The 13287-nt window shown below is 61.0% G+C and carries 13 protein-coding genes; 10 read left to right on the top strand and 3 right to left on the bottom strand.

Features of this window, described 5'->3' with window-relative positions; genetic code table 11:
* The first annotated feature begins 5 nt into the window (after positions 1-5).
* The 5 genes from lepB (at position 6) to pdxJ (ending at position 4273) form a co-directional block, all read left to right on the top strand.
* Entirely contained in the window at positions 6-860 is an 855-nt protein-coding gene (gene lepB, locus ACIOVD_RS25545; RefSeq protein WP_095171187.1) for a signal peptidase I, read from the top strand.
* Positions 861-1039: 179 nt separating this feature from the next.
* Positions 1040-1729 (top strand): ribonuclease III, encoded by a 690-nt coding sequence (gene rnc, locus ACIOVD_RS25540; protein WP_095171185.1) that lies wholly within the window; start codon positions 1040-1042, stop codon positions 1727-1729.
* Positions 1722-2624 (top strand): GTPase Era, encoded by a 903-nt coding sequence (gene era / locus ACIOVD_RS25535; protein ID WP_007944847.1) that lies wholly within the window; start codon positions 1722-1724, stop codon positions 2622-2624. The genes rnc and era overlap by 8 nt, the downstream gene beginning before the upstream one ends.
* A 165-nt stretch (positions 2625-2789) precedes the next feature.
* Entirely contained in the window at positions 2790-3476 is a 687-nt protein-coding gene (recO, locus tag ACIOVD_RS25530) for a DNA repair protein RecO (RefSeq protein ID WP_159993933.1), read from the top strand.
* Positions 3477-3526: 50 nt separating this feature from the next.
* Positions 3527-4273, top strand: coding sequence for a pyridoxine 5'-phosphate synthase (pdxJ, locus tag ACIOVD_RS25525; RefSeq protein ID WP_095171182.1), 747 nt, complete (start codon positions 3527-3529; stop codon positions 4271-4273).
* Between the two features lie 64 nt (positions 4274-4337).
* On the opposite strand, the gene mltF is transcribed toward pdxJ, so the two are convergent.
* Positions 4338-5798, bottom strand: a complete 1461-nt coding sequence (gene mltF / locus ACIOVD_RS25520; RefSeq protein ID WP_095171180.1) for a membrane-bound lytic murein transglycosylase MltF — start codon at positions 5796-5798, stop codon at positions 4338-4340.
* Positions 5799-6084: 286 nt separating this feature from the next.
* Here mltF and purL point away from each other — a divergent pair, with 286 nt between their 5' ends.
* Positions 6085-9981: a phosphoribosylformylglycinamidine synthase gene (gene purL, locus ACIOVD_RS25515; RefSeq protein ID WP_320333715.1), complete on the top strand. Its 3897-nt coding sequence runs from the start codon at positions 6085-6087 to the stop codon at positions 9979-9981.
* Between the two features lie 5 nt (positions 9982-9986).
* Positions 9987-10298: a YqfO family protein gene (locus ACIOVD_RS25510; protein WP_095171176.1), complete on the top strand. Its 312-nt coding sequence runs from the start codon at positions 9987-9989 to the stop codon at positions 10296-10298.
* A 120-nt stretch (positions 10299-10418) separates the two neighbouring features.
* Here ACIOVD_RS25510 and ACIOVD_RS25505 read toward each other — a convergent pair whose 3' ends face one another.
* Both ACIOVD_RS25505 and ACIOVD_RS25500 read right to left on the bottom strand, forming a co-directional pair.
* Positions 10419-10922: a murein L,D-transpeptidase family protein gene (locus ACIOVD_RS25505; RefSeq protein WP_095171174.1), complete on the bottom strand. Its 504-nt coding sequence runs from the start codon at positions 10920-10922 to the stop codon at positions 10419-10421.
* Positions 10923-10962: 40 nt separating this feature from the next.
* Positions 10963-11514 carry an NUDIX hydrolase gene (locus ACIOVD_RS25500; protein ID WP_401130915.1) on the bottom strand — a complete coding sequence of 184 codons (552 nt, stop codon included), beginning with the start codon at positions 11512-11514 and terminating at the stop codon, positions 10963-10965.
* A gap of 148 nt (positions 11515-11662) precedes the next feature.
* On the opposite strand from ACIOVD_RS25500, the gene ACIOVD_RS25495 reads away from it, so the two are divergent.
* The 3 genes from ACIOVD_RS25495 to ACIOVD_RS25485 are packed head-to-tail and all read left to right on the top strand — an operon-like array spanning position 11663 to position 13048.
* Positions 11663-12262 carry a CoA pyrophosphatase gene (locus ACIOVD_RS25495; protein WP_095171171.1) on the top strand — a complete coding sequence of 200 codons (600 nt, stop codon included), beginning with the start codon at positions 11663-11665 and terminating at the stop codon, positions 12260-12262.
* A 49-nt stretch (positions 12263-12311) separates the two neighbouring features.
* Positions 12312-12836 (top strand): gamma carbonic anhydrase family protein, encoded by a 525-nt coding sequence (locus tag ACIOVD_RS25490; protein ID WP_401130913.1) that lies wholly within the window; start codon positions 12312-12314, stop codon positions 12834-12836.
* Positions 12833-13048 carry a DUF1289 domain-containing protein gene (locus ACIOVD_RS25485; RefSeq protein WP_401130911.1) on the top strand — a complete coding sequence of 72 codons (216 nt, stop codon included), beginning with the start codon at positions 12833-12835 and terminating at the stop codon, positions 13046-13048. The genes ACIOVD_RS25490 and ACIOVD_RS25485 overlap by 4 nt, the downstream gene beginning before the upstream one ends.
* Positions 13049-13287: the final 239 nt, after the last annotated feature.

Below are 13287 nucleotides of genomic sequence, written 5' to 3'. Positions count from 1 at the left end.
GTCCTATGTCACTAAATTTCCCGCTGTTGCTGGTCATCGCTGTCTTCGTCTGCGGTTTGCTGGCGTTGCTCGATCTGGTGTTTCTGGCGCCGCGTCGGCGTGCTGCCATTGCCTCGTATCAGGGCACTGTCAGCCAACCCGACATGGTCGTCGTGGAGAAACTGAACAAAGAACCGTTGCTGGTGGAATACGGCAAATCGTTCTTTCCGGTGCTGTTCATCGTACTGGTGCTGCGTTCGTTTCTGGTGGAGCCGTTCCAGATTCCGTCTGGTTCGATGAAACCGACCCTGGACGTCGGCGATTTCATTCTGGTGAACAAGTTTTCCTACGGGATCCGCTTGCCAGTACTCGACAAGAAAGTCATCGAGGTGGGTGATCCGCAGCGCGGCGATGTGATGGTGTTCCGCTACCCAAGCGACCCGAACGTCAACTACATCAAGCGTGTGGTTGGCCTGCCGGGCGACCAGATTCGCTACACCGCCGACAAGCGCCTGTTCGTCAACGGTGAGTCGATTGCCGAGCAACTGGTGGGCACTGAGCCGGGCACTTTGGGCAGCGCCGAGCTGTACAAGGAAAAACTCGGTGTTGCCGAGCACATGATCCGCAAGGAAATGAGCCGCTACCGGGCCACTCCGGACCGTCAATGGACGGTGCCCGCGGGGCACTATTTCATGATGGGCGACAACCGCGACAACTCCAACGACAGTCGCTACTGGGATGACCCAAGCATTCCCAAGAACCTGCTGGGCATGGTTCCCGACCAGAACATCGTCGGCAAGGCCTTTGCGGTCTGGATGAGCTGGCCTGAACCGAAACTCAGCCACCTGCCGAATTTCTCGCGGGTTGGCCTGATCAAGTAATCCCACACGGCGCTGTTGAACACAGCGCCGAATGCTTTTCTGGAACCTGCAGAAGGTTGCCGCACTGCATTGAAGCCAACGATATTCAGGAAGTAATTTTTGAACACAGCGTTATTTGTCCCAGGCCTTCGCAGCGATGCTGCGGGGGAAGTCGACCACGAACTCAGCGTGGGTAAACCGTGAGCGTCTCCTTAAGTCGTCTCGAGCGTCAGCTCGGCTACACCTTCAAGGATCAGGAACTGATGGTCCTGGCCCTGACTCACCGCAGCTTTGCCGGGCGCAACAACGAACGCCTGGAATTCCTCGGTGATGCCATCCTCAACTTCGTGGCCGGTGAAGCGCTGTTCGACCGCTTTCCGCTGGCCCGCGAAGGCCAGCTGTCGCGTTTGCGCGCGCGCTTGGTCAAAGGCGAGACACTGGCAGTGCTGGCCCGTGGCTTTGATCTGGGTGACTACCTGCGCCTGGGCTCTGGTGAGTTGAAGAGCGGCGGTTTCCGGCGCGAGTCGATCCTGGCCGATGCCCTGGAAGCGCTGATCGGCGCGATCTACCTGGATGCCGGCATGGACATGGCGCGCGAACGCGTGCTGGCCTGGCTGGCTTCCGAGTTCGAGAGCCTGACGCTGGTCGATACCAATAAAGATCCAAAGACCCGCCTGCAGGAATTCCTGCAGTCGCGTGCCTGTGAGCTGCCGCGTTACGAAGTGGTGGATATCCAGGGTGAGCCCCATTGCCGAACGTTCTTCGTCGAATGTGAAATCACCTTATTGAATGAAAAAAGCCGAGGTCAGGGTGTGAGTCGTCGTATTGCCGAACAGGTAGCGGCCGCCGCAGCACTGATAGCCCTGGGCGTGGAGAATGGCCATGACTGATTCAACTGCAACTCGCTGTGGCTATGTCGCCATCGTCGGCCGCCCGAACGTGGGCAAATCCACGTTGCTGAACCACATCCTGGGTCAGAAGCTGGCAATTACCTCGCGTAAACCGCAGACCACCCGCCACAACATGCTCGGGATCAAGACCGAGGGCGCGGTGCAAGCGATCTACGTCGACACCCCCGGCATGCACAAGGGTGGCGAGAAGGCCCTGAACCGCTACATGAACAAGACCGCCTCGGCGGCGTTGAAAGACGTCGACGTGGTGATCTTCGTGGTCGATCGCACCAAGTGGACCGACGAAGACCAGATGGTCCTCGAGCGTGTGCAGTACGTGACCGGTCCTTTGATCGTGGCGCTGAACAAGACCGACCGCATCGAAGACAAAGCCGAGCTCATGCCGCACCTGACCTGGCTGCAAGAGCAACTGCCGAACGCGCAGATCATGCCGATCTCGGCCCAGCATGGGCATAACCTCGAAGCGCTGGAGCGGGTGATCGCCGGTTACCTGCCGGAAAACGATCACTTCTTCCCGGAAGATCAGATCACCGACCGCAGCAGCCGCTTCCTCGCCGCTGAGCTGGTGCGCGAGAAGATCATGCGCCAGATGGGTGCGGAGCTGCCGTACCAGATCACCGTGGAAATCGAAGAGTTCAAGCAGCAGGGCAAGACCCTGCACATCCACGCCCTGATCCTCGTCGAGCGTGACGGTCAGAAGAAGATCATCATTGGCGACAAGGGCGAGCGGATCAAACGTATCGGCACCGAGGCGCGCAAGGATATGGAGCTGCTGTTCGACTCCAAGATCATGCTCAACCTGTGGGTGAAGGTCAAAGGTGGCTGGTCCGACGACGAGCGCGCCCTGCGTTCGCTGGGTTACGGCGACCTGTAAACCCGGTTAGCGCTGTACCGTAGAACCCTGTGGGAGCGGGCTTGCCCGCGATGAGGATGGAACATTCAGCAGCGATGTTGACTGTAAGTCCGCCATCGCGGGCAAGCCCGCTCCCACATTTGGTTTGTGTTGATTTCAAAACAGCACTCCTTCAGTGAGACGCCCATGTCCTCTCCGCCACCCAGCCAACCCGCCTACGTCCTGCATTCGCGCGCCTACCGCGAGAACAGTGCATTGGTCGACTTCCTCACGCCGCAAGGGCGGCTGCGGGCGGTGTTGCGCAGCGCGCGGGGCAAGGCCGGGACTCTGGCGCGGCCATTCGTGCCGCTGGAAGTGGAGTTTCGCGGGCGCGGCGAGCTGAAAAACGTCGGGCGCATGGAAAGTGCCGGCGTCTCGACCTGGCTCAGCGGCGAGGCGCTGTTCAGTGGCCTGTACCTCAATGAGTTGCTGATCCGCCTGTTGCCTGCCGAAGATCCCCATCCCGCGGTGTTCGAGCACTATGCCGCGACCTTGCTGGCCCTCGCTGAAGGTCGCGCGCTGGAACCGTTGTTGCGCTCCTTCGAGTGGCGCTTGCTCGATGACCTGGGCTATGGCTTTGCACTGACCCAGGATGTCCACGCCGAGCCGATTGCCGCCGACGGTCTGTACCGCCTGCAGGTGGATGCCGGGTTGGAGCGGGTGTACCTGTTGCAGCCGGGGCTGTTCAATGGCTGTGAACTGTTGGCCATGGCCGAAGCAGACTGGAGCGCCCCCGGTGCGCTGTCGGCTGCCAAGCGCCTGATGCGCCAGGCGCTGGCCGTTCACCTGGGCGGTCGTCCCCTGGTCAGTCGCGAGCTGTTTCGCAAGCCCTGATCACCCCGTATGCTGTGCACCGAACTTTCTCTTCTTCTGGAGCGCTTTCCGTGACCACCAGCACCCGCATTCTTCTTGGCGTGAACATCGACCACGTAGCCACCCTGCGTCAGGCCCGGGGCACCCGATACCCTGACCCCGTCAAGGCTGCGCTCGACGCTGAAGAGGCGGGCGCCGATGGCATCACGGTGCATTTGCGCGAAGATCGCCGGCATATCCAGGAGCGCGACGTACTGATTCTCAAGGACGTGCTGCAGACCCGGATGAATTTCGAGATGGGCGTGACCGAGGAAATGATGGCGTTCGCCGAACGCATTCGCCCGGCGCACATCTGCCTGGTTCCGGAAACCCGTCAGGAGCTGACCACCGAAGGCGGTCTGGATGTTGCGGGGCAGGAGGCACGGATCAAGGCCGCAGTAGAGCGCTTGGCCAAAATCGGCTGTGAAGTGTCGTTATTTATCGATGCCGATGAGCGGCAGATCGAGGCTTCCAAGCGCGTGGGTGCCCCGGCCATCGAATTGCACACCGGCCGTTATGCCGATGCCCAGACTCCTACCGAAGTCGCCGAAGAGCTGCAGCGCGTGGCTGACGGTGTGGCCTGCGGCCTGGCTCAGGGGCTGATCGTCAATGCCGGTCATGGCCTGCATTACCACAACGTCGAAGCCGTTGCGGCGATCAAGGGCATCAACGAACTGAACATCGGCCACGCACTGGTCGCGCATGCCTTGTTTGTCGGCTTCAAGTCGGCGGTGTCGGAGATGAAGGCACTGATCCTGGCGGCTGCGGCGAAGGCCTAAGCAACCATACAAAACCAGCGTGGGAGCCAGCAGGCTGGCTCCCATCTTTGGTTCAAGGCGTTTGTCAGAGCGGGGCTGGCTCTTGGGCCGGTTTTGATTTGTCGATGCCGGGTACATGCAAGTTACCCTCGGCCACCTGGTCGCCTTCCAGTTGTGGCTGCGTGACCCAGGTCAGGATGTCGTAGTAACGACGGATGTTCGCCACGAAGTGCACAGGCTCGCCACCACGGGCGTAGCCGTAGCGGGTCTTGCTGTACCACTGTTTCTGCGACAGGCGGGGCAGGATCTTCTTCACATCCAGCCACTTGTCCGGATTCAGTCCTTCCTTGGCCGCCAGCTTGCGGGCGTCATCCAGGTGACCGCTGCCGACGTTGTAGGCGGCGAGGGCGAACCAGGTGCGATCCGGCTCCTGGATCGAGCTGTCCAGTTGGTCCTTCATGTACGCCAGGTACTTGGCGCCGCCCATGATGCTCTGGCGGGCGTCCAGGCGGTTGGACACACCCATGGCCTGGGCGGTGTTCTGGGTCAGCATCATCAACCCGCGCACACCGGTCTTGGAGGTAACTGTCGGCTGCCACAGTGACTCTTGATAGCCAATCGCCGCCAGCAGGCGCCAATCGACTTTTTCTTTCTTCGCGTAGGTCTTGAAGTGCGGTTCGTATTTGGGCAGGCGCTGCTGCAGGTGCTGGGCAAAGGTGTAGGCGCCGACATAGCCGAGTACGTCGACGTGCCCGTAGTAGCGGTCCTTGAGGCGTTGCAGGGTGCCGTTCTTCTCGACCTTGTCGAGGAAGTCATTGATCTCGTTGAGCAGGCTGTTGTCTTCACCGGCGGCCACTGCCCAGCTCTGGTTGCTGGCGTCACCGAGGTCGAAGGCCACCCGGACGTTGGGGAAGTACACCTGGTTCATTGCGACTTCATTGGAGTCGACCAGGGTCAGGTCAATTTGCCCTTCGTCGACCATGCGCAGCAGGTCGACCACCTCTACCGCGTCAGACTCTTCGTATTCGATACGCGGATTTTTCTGTTTCAGGACGGCCAATTGCTCGGCATGGGTGCTGCCCTTGAGCACCATGATCTTCTTGCCCACCAGGTCCGCCGCGTTGGTTGGGCGCGACTGGCCATTGCGGTAGATGATTTGCGGGGTGACTTCCAGGTAGGAGTGGGAGAACCGGACCTGCGCCTTGCGTTTCTCGCTGCTGACCAGACCGGCAGCAGCCAGCACGGGGCCGTTGGGCTTGCCCACCTGTTCAAAGAGGTCGTCGAGGTTGTCCGCGGTTTCGATCTTCAGTTCCACCCCCAGATCGTCGGCAAAGCGCTTCACCAGCTCGTATTCGAAGCCGGTTTCACCGTTGCGATCCTGGAAGTAGGTGGCTGGGCTGTTACGCGTGACCACGCGCAGCACGCCATCCTCCTTTACGCGCTCCAGGGTGTTGGGTTTATCAACACAGCCGCTGAGCACCAGGAAGAGTCCGGTGGCGAGAAGCCATTTGGCCACTCGCGGACGCAATACCATTGGGGAAAACATCTGCGCAGTATACGCAAAGGACCACGGCCGCCATATCTCGACAGTGAAGGGCTTGTCTGCTAGATGTTTGAAAATTGGCGCCAAGCCCTTAGGAATAGGCGTTTGGTGGCGTTTATCCGGCGCAAAATAACCGCCGGCACTTACCTTGATGAGCATTGGTTATAGGCCTGCCAGCCCTGGCCGACGTTCGGGTGATACCGGGTGTAGCGTTTCGGGTGCTGTCGCGGGCGGTTTAGGCTAGAATGCACGGCCTCAAAGCACACCCCCTTCCGAGGCTGTCCCGAAGATGTTGATCCTGCGCGGCGCTCCTGCCCTTTCTGCCTTTCGCCACAGCAAACTCCTTGAGCAACTGAGCCAGAAGGTTCCAGCTGTTACTGGCCTGTATGCTGAATTCGCTCACTTCGCCGAAGTCACCGGCGTCCTGACCGGCGACGAACAGCAGGTGCTTGCGCGCCTTCTGAAGTACGGTCCTAGCGTTCCGGTACAAGAGCCGACCGGTCGTCTGTTCCTGGTGTTGCCGCGGTTTGGCACCATTTCGCCCTGGTCGAGCAAGGCCAGCGACATTGCCCGTAACTGCGGCCTGGCGAAAATCCAGCGCCTGGAGCGCGGTATCGCGTTCTATGTCGCCGGTGAGTTCACCGACGCCCAGGCCCAGCTGATTGCCGACGGCCTGCACGACCGCATGACCCAGATCGTCCTGGAGAACCTTGAACAGGCTGCCGGTCTGTTCAGTCACTCCGAGCCTAAGCCGCTGACGGCAATCGACGTCCTGGGTGGCGGTCGCGCCGCGCTGGAAACCGCCAACGTCGAGCTGGGCCTGGCCCTGGCCGAAGACGAGATCGACTACCTGGTCAACGCCTTCATCGGCCTCAAGCGCAACCCGCACGACATCGAACTGATGATGTTCGCCCAGGCGAACTCCGAGCACTGTCGCCACAAGATCTTCAACGCCAGTTGGGATATTGACGGTGAAAGCCAGGAAAAAAGCCTGTTCGGCATGATCAAGAACACCTACGTGATGCACAGCGAAGGTGTCCTGTCGGCCTACAAGGACAACGCCTCGGTGATCGTCGGCTCCGTTGCCGGACGTTTTTTCCCGGACCCTGAAACCCGCCAGTACGGTGCGGTGCAGGAGCCGGTGCACATCCTGATGAAAGTCGAGACGCACAACCACCCGACGGCGATTGCCCCGTTCCCGGGCGCGTCCACCGGCTCCGGTGGCGAGATCCGCGACGAAGGCGCAACCGGTCGCGGCGCGAAGCCGAAGGCTGGCCTGACGGGCTTCACCGTATCCAACCTGCAGATCCCGGGCTTCGAACAGCCGTGGGAAGTGCCGTACGGCAAGCCTGAGCGCATCGTCACCGCCCTCGACATCATGATCGAAGGCCCATTGGGCGGCGCGGCGTTCAACAACGAATTCGGTCGTCCGGCACTGACCGGTTACTTCCGTACCTTCGAACAATCCATCACCACGCCGCACGGTGATGAAGTGCGCGGGTACCACAAGCCGATCATGTTGGCCGGCGGCATGGGCAACATTCGTGAAGAGCACGTGCAAAAAGGCGAGATCCTCGTCGGCTCCAAGCTGATCGTGCTGGGTGGCCCGGCGATGCTGATCGGCCTGGGCGGCGGCGCCGCTTCCTCGATGGCCACCGGCACCAGTTCGGCAGACCTGGACTTCGCTTCGGTACAACGCGAAAACCCGGAAATGGAACGCCGTTGCCAGGAAGTCATCGACCGTTGCTGGCAGTTGGGTGAACACAACCCGATCAGCTTCATCCACGACGTGGGTGCGGGCGGCCTGTCCAACGCCTTCCCGGAGCTGGTCAACGACGGCGACCGCGGTGGCCGTTTCGAATTGCGCAATATTCCAAACGACGAGCCGGGCATGGCCCCGCACGAAATCTGGAGCAACGAATCCCAGGAGCGTTACGTCCTGGCAGTCGGCCCGGCCGACTTCGAGCGCTTCAAGGCTATCTGCGAACGTGAGCGCTGCCCGTTTGCCGTGGTCGGCGAAGCCACTGCCGAACCACAGCTGACCGTGACTGACAGCCACTTCGGCAACAGCCCGGTGGACATGCCACTGGAAGTGCTGCTGGGCAAGGCTCCGCGCATGCACCGTTCGGTGGTTCGGGAAAACGAACTGGGTGACGATTTCGATCCGTCGACCCTGAACATCGCCGACTGTGTCGAGCGCGTCCTGCATCACCCGGCCGTGGCCAGCAAGAGCTTCCTGATCACCATTGGCGACCGCACCATCACCGGGCTCGTGGCCCGTGACCAAATGGTTGGCCCATGGCAGGTACCCGTGGCTGACGTGGCCGTGACCGCCACCAGCTTCGACGTCTACACCGGTGAAGCCATGGCGATGGGCGAGCGTACTCCGCTGGCCCTGCTGGACGCTCCGGCGTCGGGCCGCATGGCCATCGGCGAAACCCTGACCAACATCGCCGCTTCGCGCATCGCCAAGCTCTCCGACATCAAGTTATCGGCGAACTGGATGTCGGCTGCCGGCCACCCGGGCGAAGACGCGCGTCTGTACGACACCGTGAAAGCGGTCGGTATGGAGTTGTGCCCAGAGCTGGGCATCACCATCCCAGTGGGCAAGGACTCGATGTCCATGGCCACTCGCTGGAACGACGAGGGCGTCGACAAGACCGTGACCTCGCCGATGTCGCTGATCGTCACCGGCTTTGCCCCAGTGACCGACATCCGCCAGACCCTGACCCCGCAACTGCGCATGGACAAGGGCACTACCGACCTGATCCTGATCGACCTGGGTCGTGGCCAGAACCGCATGGGCGCCTCGATCCTGGCCCAGGTTCACGGCAAGCTCGGCAGCCAGGCTCCGGACGTCGACGACGCCGAAGACCTGAAAGCCTTCTTCGCGGTGATCCAGGGCCTCAACGCCGACGGTCACTTGCTGGCTTACCACGACCGTTCCGACGGTGGCCTGTTGACCAGCACCGTGGAAATGGCGTTTGCCGGCCACTGCGGCCTGAGCCTCAACCTCGACGGTTTGGCGGAAACCTCGGCCGACATCGCCGCGATCCTGTTCAACGAAGAGCTGGGCGCGGTAATCCAGGTACGCCAGGACGCTACCCCGGACATCCTCGCGCAGTTCAGCGCTGCCGGCCTGGGCGACTGCGTGTCGGTGATCGGCCAGCCAATGAACAACGGCGAGATCAACATCACCTTCAACGGTGACACCGTGTTCGAAGGCCAGCGTCGACTGCTGCAACGCCAGTGGGCCGAGACCAGCTACCAGATCCAGCGCCTGCGTGACAACGCCGACTGCGCCGAACAAGAGTTCGACGTGCTGCTGGAGGAAGACAACCCGGGCCTGAGCGTCAAGCTCAGCTTCGACGTCAACCAGGACATCGCCGCGCCTTACATCAAGAAAGGCATTCGCCCACAAGTTGCCGTACTGCGTGAGCAGGGCGTCAACGGCCAGGTGGAAATGGCGGCAGCGTTCGATCGTGCCGGTTTCAGCGCGATCGACGTGCACATGAGCGACATTCTGGCCGGCCGCGTCGACCTGAACGAGTTCAAGGGGCTGGTGGCTTGCGGTGGTTTCTCCTACGGCGACGTCCTGGGAGCCGGTGAAGGCTGGGCCAAGTCGGCCCTGTTCAACAGCCGCGCCCGCGATGCGTTCCAGGGCTTCTTCGAGCGTAACGACAGCTTCACCCTCGGGGTGTGCAACGGTTGCCAGATGATGTCCAACCTGCACGAGCTGATCCCGGGCAGCGAATTCTGGCCGCACTTCGTGCGTAACCGTTCCGAGCAGTTCGAAGCCCGTGTGGCCATGGTCCAGGTCCAGGAGTCGAACTCGATCTTCCTGCAAGGCATGGCCGGTTCGCGCATGCCGATCGCCATTGCCCACGGCGAAGGTCATGCCGAGTTCTCCAGCGAAGAGGCGTTGCTGGAAGCGGATCTGTCGGGTTGCGTGGCGATGCGTTTCGTCGACAACCACGGCAAGGTTACCGAGAGCTACCCGGCCAACCCGAACGGTTCGCCGCGTGGGATCACCGGTTTGACCAGTCGTGACGGTCGCGTGACCATCATGATGCCGCACCCGGAGCGGGTATTCCGCGCTGTGCAGAACTCGTGGCGCTCGGAAGAGTGGAACGAAGATGCACCGTGGATGCGCATGTTCCGTAATGCTCGCGTGTGGGTGAACTAACAGCTGTGTACAAGCTCAGCTTTTTTGTTCCGGCCAGTCACGTCGAGGTGGTCAAGAGTGCGGTGTTCGCTGCCGGTGGCGGGCGGATCGGCGCTTATGACCAGTGTTCGTGGCAGGTGCTTGGCCTGGGTCAGTTTCGCCCGTTGGACGGCAGCCAGCCGTTCCTCGGGCAGACTGGTCAGGTGGAGCAGGTCGAGGAATGGAAGGTTGAGCTGGTAGTGGCTGATGAGTTGATTCGTTCGGTGGTGATGGCCCTGAAGCAGAGCCATCCCTATGAGACGCCGGCTTATGAGGTGTGGCGGTTGGAGGCGTTCTAAACTTCCCGCCGCTCAAACAAAAAACCCGCTGAAAGCGATTTCAGCGGGTTTTTTGTTGCCCGGCAGGAGATGCCGTAGGCGACGATCTTTTGATCTTGGCTTTGTGGGCATATAGGCCCGTCAGGGCCGGATTTCGATCATCGTGCCATCGGGCACCAGGCCCCAGACTTCGCGCATGTCGACGTTACGCATGGCGACGCAGCCGTCGGTCCAGTCCAGGGTGTGGAACAGGTCTTCGGGGTTTTCTTCGGTGTCCGGGGTGCCGTGAATCATGATCATGCCGCCTGGGGCCACGCCCTCGCGGCGTGAGCGCGCAGCGTCGCTGATGTTCGGGTAGGAGATGTGCATGGCCAGGTTGAAGCGCTCGCTGACTTTGCGCCAGTCCAGCCAGTACAGGCCTTCGGGGGTGCGTCGGTCGCCTTCCATGAGCTTTTGGCCCTTGGGGTTGCGGCCCAATGAGATGCGGTAGGTCTTGATGGGCTTACCGTCATTGATCAGTTGCAACTGACGGGCGGATTTGAGCACCAGGACTTTTTCGACGATTTTGCCGTCCAGGGTTTCCACGCTGGAAGCCTGGGAAACGACAGCGAACGACAGGCAGAGGAACGCGAGCAACCAGCGCATTAAAACGATATCCCTGAGAGTACGGCGTACTTTTTGTTGTTTAAGTGATCGCAGGCTGAGCAAGCGGAGGAATGGACTCGCTGCGCACCGGGTAATCCCCCCGCAAGCGGTCAGCGAAGTAGCATTCTAGGGTACGGCCCACCGTGCGGAAAGCCAGCTCTGACCAAGGGATGTCCGCTTCCTCGAAAAGCTGCACTTCCAGGCTTTCTTCGCCTGCGGAAAAGTCCAGGTCGACCAGTTCGGCGCGGAAGAATACGTGGACCTGGCTGATATGCGGTACATCGATCAGCGTGTAGATGTTCAGGTTGCGCACCCGTGCGCAGGCTTCCTCGGCAGTTTCGCGCACGGCCGCCTGTTCGACGGTCTCGCCGTTCTCCATGAAACCGGCCGGCAGGGTCCAGTAACCCCGGCGTGGTTCGATGGCGCGACGGCACAGCAGCACCTGGGTGCCCCAGGTTGGCAGGCAGCCGGCGACGATGTTGGGGTTCTGGTAGTGAATGGTCTGACAGCTGTCGCAGACAAAACGCAGGCGCGAATCGCCTTCGGGGATACGTTGCGTTACTGGGTTACCGCACTGGCTGCAGAATTTCATGCTGGGTCTTCCGAATAGGCCGCGCCTATCTTGGCGTGCCACAGTGTCTGTCGGCAAGTTGTCGTTTAGCGACATGCTGCAGCCCGGGGGTTGGGCGGCCTGTAGGTTTGGTGCATGATGCAAGGTAGCCAACAGATCGAGAGCACTCATGCTGGACGAGCTACTGCACCGGGTAAGCAATCACACGCCACGTACGCTGGAAACCGACCGACGTTTCCCTGAAGCCGCGGTGCTCGTGCCCATAACCCGCAGTGACGAACCGGAACTGGTTCTGACCCTGCGCGCCAGCGGGCTCTCGACCCATGGCGGTGAAGTGGCCTTCCCTGGCGGGCGGCGCGATCCCGAAGACCCGGACCTGGTGTTCACCGCCCTGCGCGAAGCCGAAGAGGAAATCGGCCTGCCGCCGGGGCTGGTGGAAGTGATTGGGCCCCTGAGTCCGCTGATCTCGCTGCACGGAATCAAGGTCACGCCATATGTGGCGGTGATTCCCGACTTCGTCGAGTACCGCGCCAACGATGCAGAAATTGCCGCAGTGTTCAGTGTGCCGCTGGAGTTCTTTCGCACGGACCCGCGTGAACACACGCACCGCATCGATTATCAGGGGCGCAGTTGGTATGTGCCGAGTTACCGTTATGGCGAATACAAGATCTGGGGCCTGACCGCGATCATGATTGTCGAGTTGATCAATCTGCTCTATGACGCGAAGATCAGCCTGCATCAACCTCCCAAGAGCTTTATCAATACCTGACGCCATCCGGCATTTACCCGCGGCTGCCTGAGCCATGAGGATAACAACGATGAAATACCGCCTGGGCGACGCCCGTGTCGAGACCCACCCGCAGAGCTGGGTTGCACCGAACGCCGTGCTGATTGGCAAGGTCAAGTTGGAAGAGGGCGCCAGTGTCTGGTTCAACGCGGTCTTGCGCGGGGACAATGAGCTGATCCTGATCGGCAAAAACAGCAATGTGCAGGACGGTACCGTGATGCACACCGACATGGGCTACCCGCTGACCCTCGGTACCGGGGTTACCATCGGCCACAACGCCATGCTCCACGGCTGCACGGTGGGCGACAACAGCCTGATCGGGATTAACGCGGTGATCCTCAATGGGGCGAAGATCGGCAAGAACTGCATCATCGGCGCCAACTCGCTGATTGGCGAAAACAAGCAGATCCCTGATGGTTCTCTGGTCATGGGCTCGCCTGGCAAAGTGGTGCGCGAGCTGACCGAGTCGCAGATCAATATGCTCCAAGCCTCTGCCGCACACTATGTGCATCGCTCCCAGCGGTACGCCGTGGACTTGGTCGAGCAGGAACCATGACTCTCCCTGAAAGACCCGTGATGTCGCCCTGCGTGAATATTTGCGCGCTGGACGAGCAGGACATCTGCACCGGTTGCCAGCGTACTGTCGGCGAAATTACCCGCTGGAGCCGGATGGACAACGACGAGCGCCGCCAGGTGCTGGGGTTGTGCCATGAACGCGCCAAGGCCAGCGGGCTGCTGTGGATGCTGGGCAAAACCCCGGCGCCTTGAGCGACACTTTTCGGTAGGAGCAAGGCTTGCCCGCGATGGGCCTAGGCCTAGGTGTCTACGCAACTTTGTAGTGGCCTGTGGCGAGGGAGCTTGCTCGCGTGGCGGCTCCTGAGTCGACCGGGGTTTTGGATTAGACCGAGTACCTATCCATTCTTGCGGTAACGGCCTCCTATGGTTCCGCCTGACGGCGGCTCACTTTTGAACAGCGCAAAAGTAAGCAAAACGCTCTTACCCCACCA

Source organism: Pseudomonas sp. NPDC087626, assembly GCF_044743405.1.
Classification (GTDB): domain Bacteria; phylum Pseudomonadota; class Gammaproteobacteria; order Pseudomonadales; family Pseudomonadaceae; genus Aquipseudomonas.
The sequence above is the reverse complement of the archived record's forward strand: the minus strand, read 5'-3'. Positions and strand labels throughout refer to the sequence as shown.

Coding starts and splice junctions, on each gene's coding strand:
- lepB (WP_095171187.1), top strand. CDS start 6: ATGTCACTAAATTTCCCGCTGTTGCTGGTCATCGCTGTCTTCGTCTGC.
- era (WP_007944847.1), top strand. CDS start 1,722: ATGACTGATTCAACTGCAACTCGCTGTGGCTATGTCGCCATCGTCGGC.
- recO (WP_159993933.1), top strand. CDS start 2,790: ATGTCCTCTCCGCCACCCAGCCAACCCGCCTACGTCCTGCATTCGCGC.
- mltF (WP_095171180.1), bottom strand. CDS start 5,798: ATGTTTTCCCCAATGGTATTGCGTCCGCGAGTGGCCAAATGGCTTCTC.
- purL (WP_320333715.1), top strand. CDS start 6,085: ATGTTGATCCTGCGCGGCGCTCCTGCCCTTTCTGCCTTTCGCCACAGC.
- ACIOVD_RS25505 (WP_095171174.1), bottom strand. CDS start 10,922: ATGCGCTGGTTGCTCGCGTTCCTCTGCCTGTCGTTCGCTGTCGTTTCC.
- ACIOVD_RS25500 (WP_401130915.1), bottom strand. CDS start 11,514: ATGAAATTCTGCAGCCAGTGCGGTAACCCAGTAACGCAACGTATCCCC.
- ACIOVD_RS25495 (WP_095171171.1), top strand. CDS start 11,663: ATGCTGGACGAGCTACTGCACCGGGTAAGCAATCACACGCCACGTACG.
- ACIOVD_RS25490 (WP_401130913.1), top strand. CDS start 12,312: ATGAAATACCGCCTGGGCGACGCCCGTGTCGAGACCCACCCGCAGAGC.
- ACIOVD_RS25485 (WP_401130911.1), top strand. CDS start 12,833: ATGACTCTCCCTGAAAGACCCGTGATGTCGCCCTGCGTGAATATTTGC.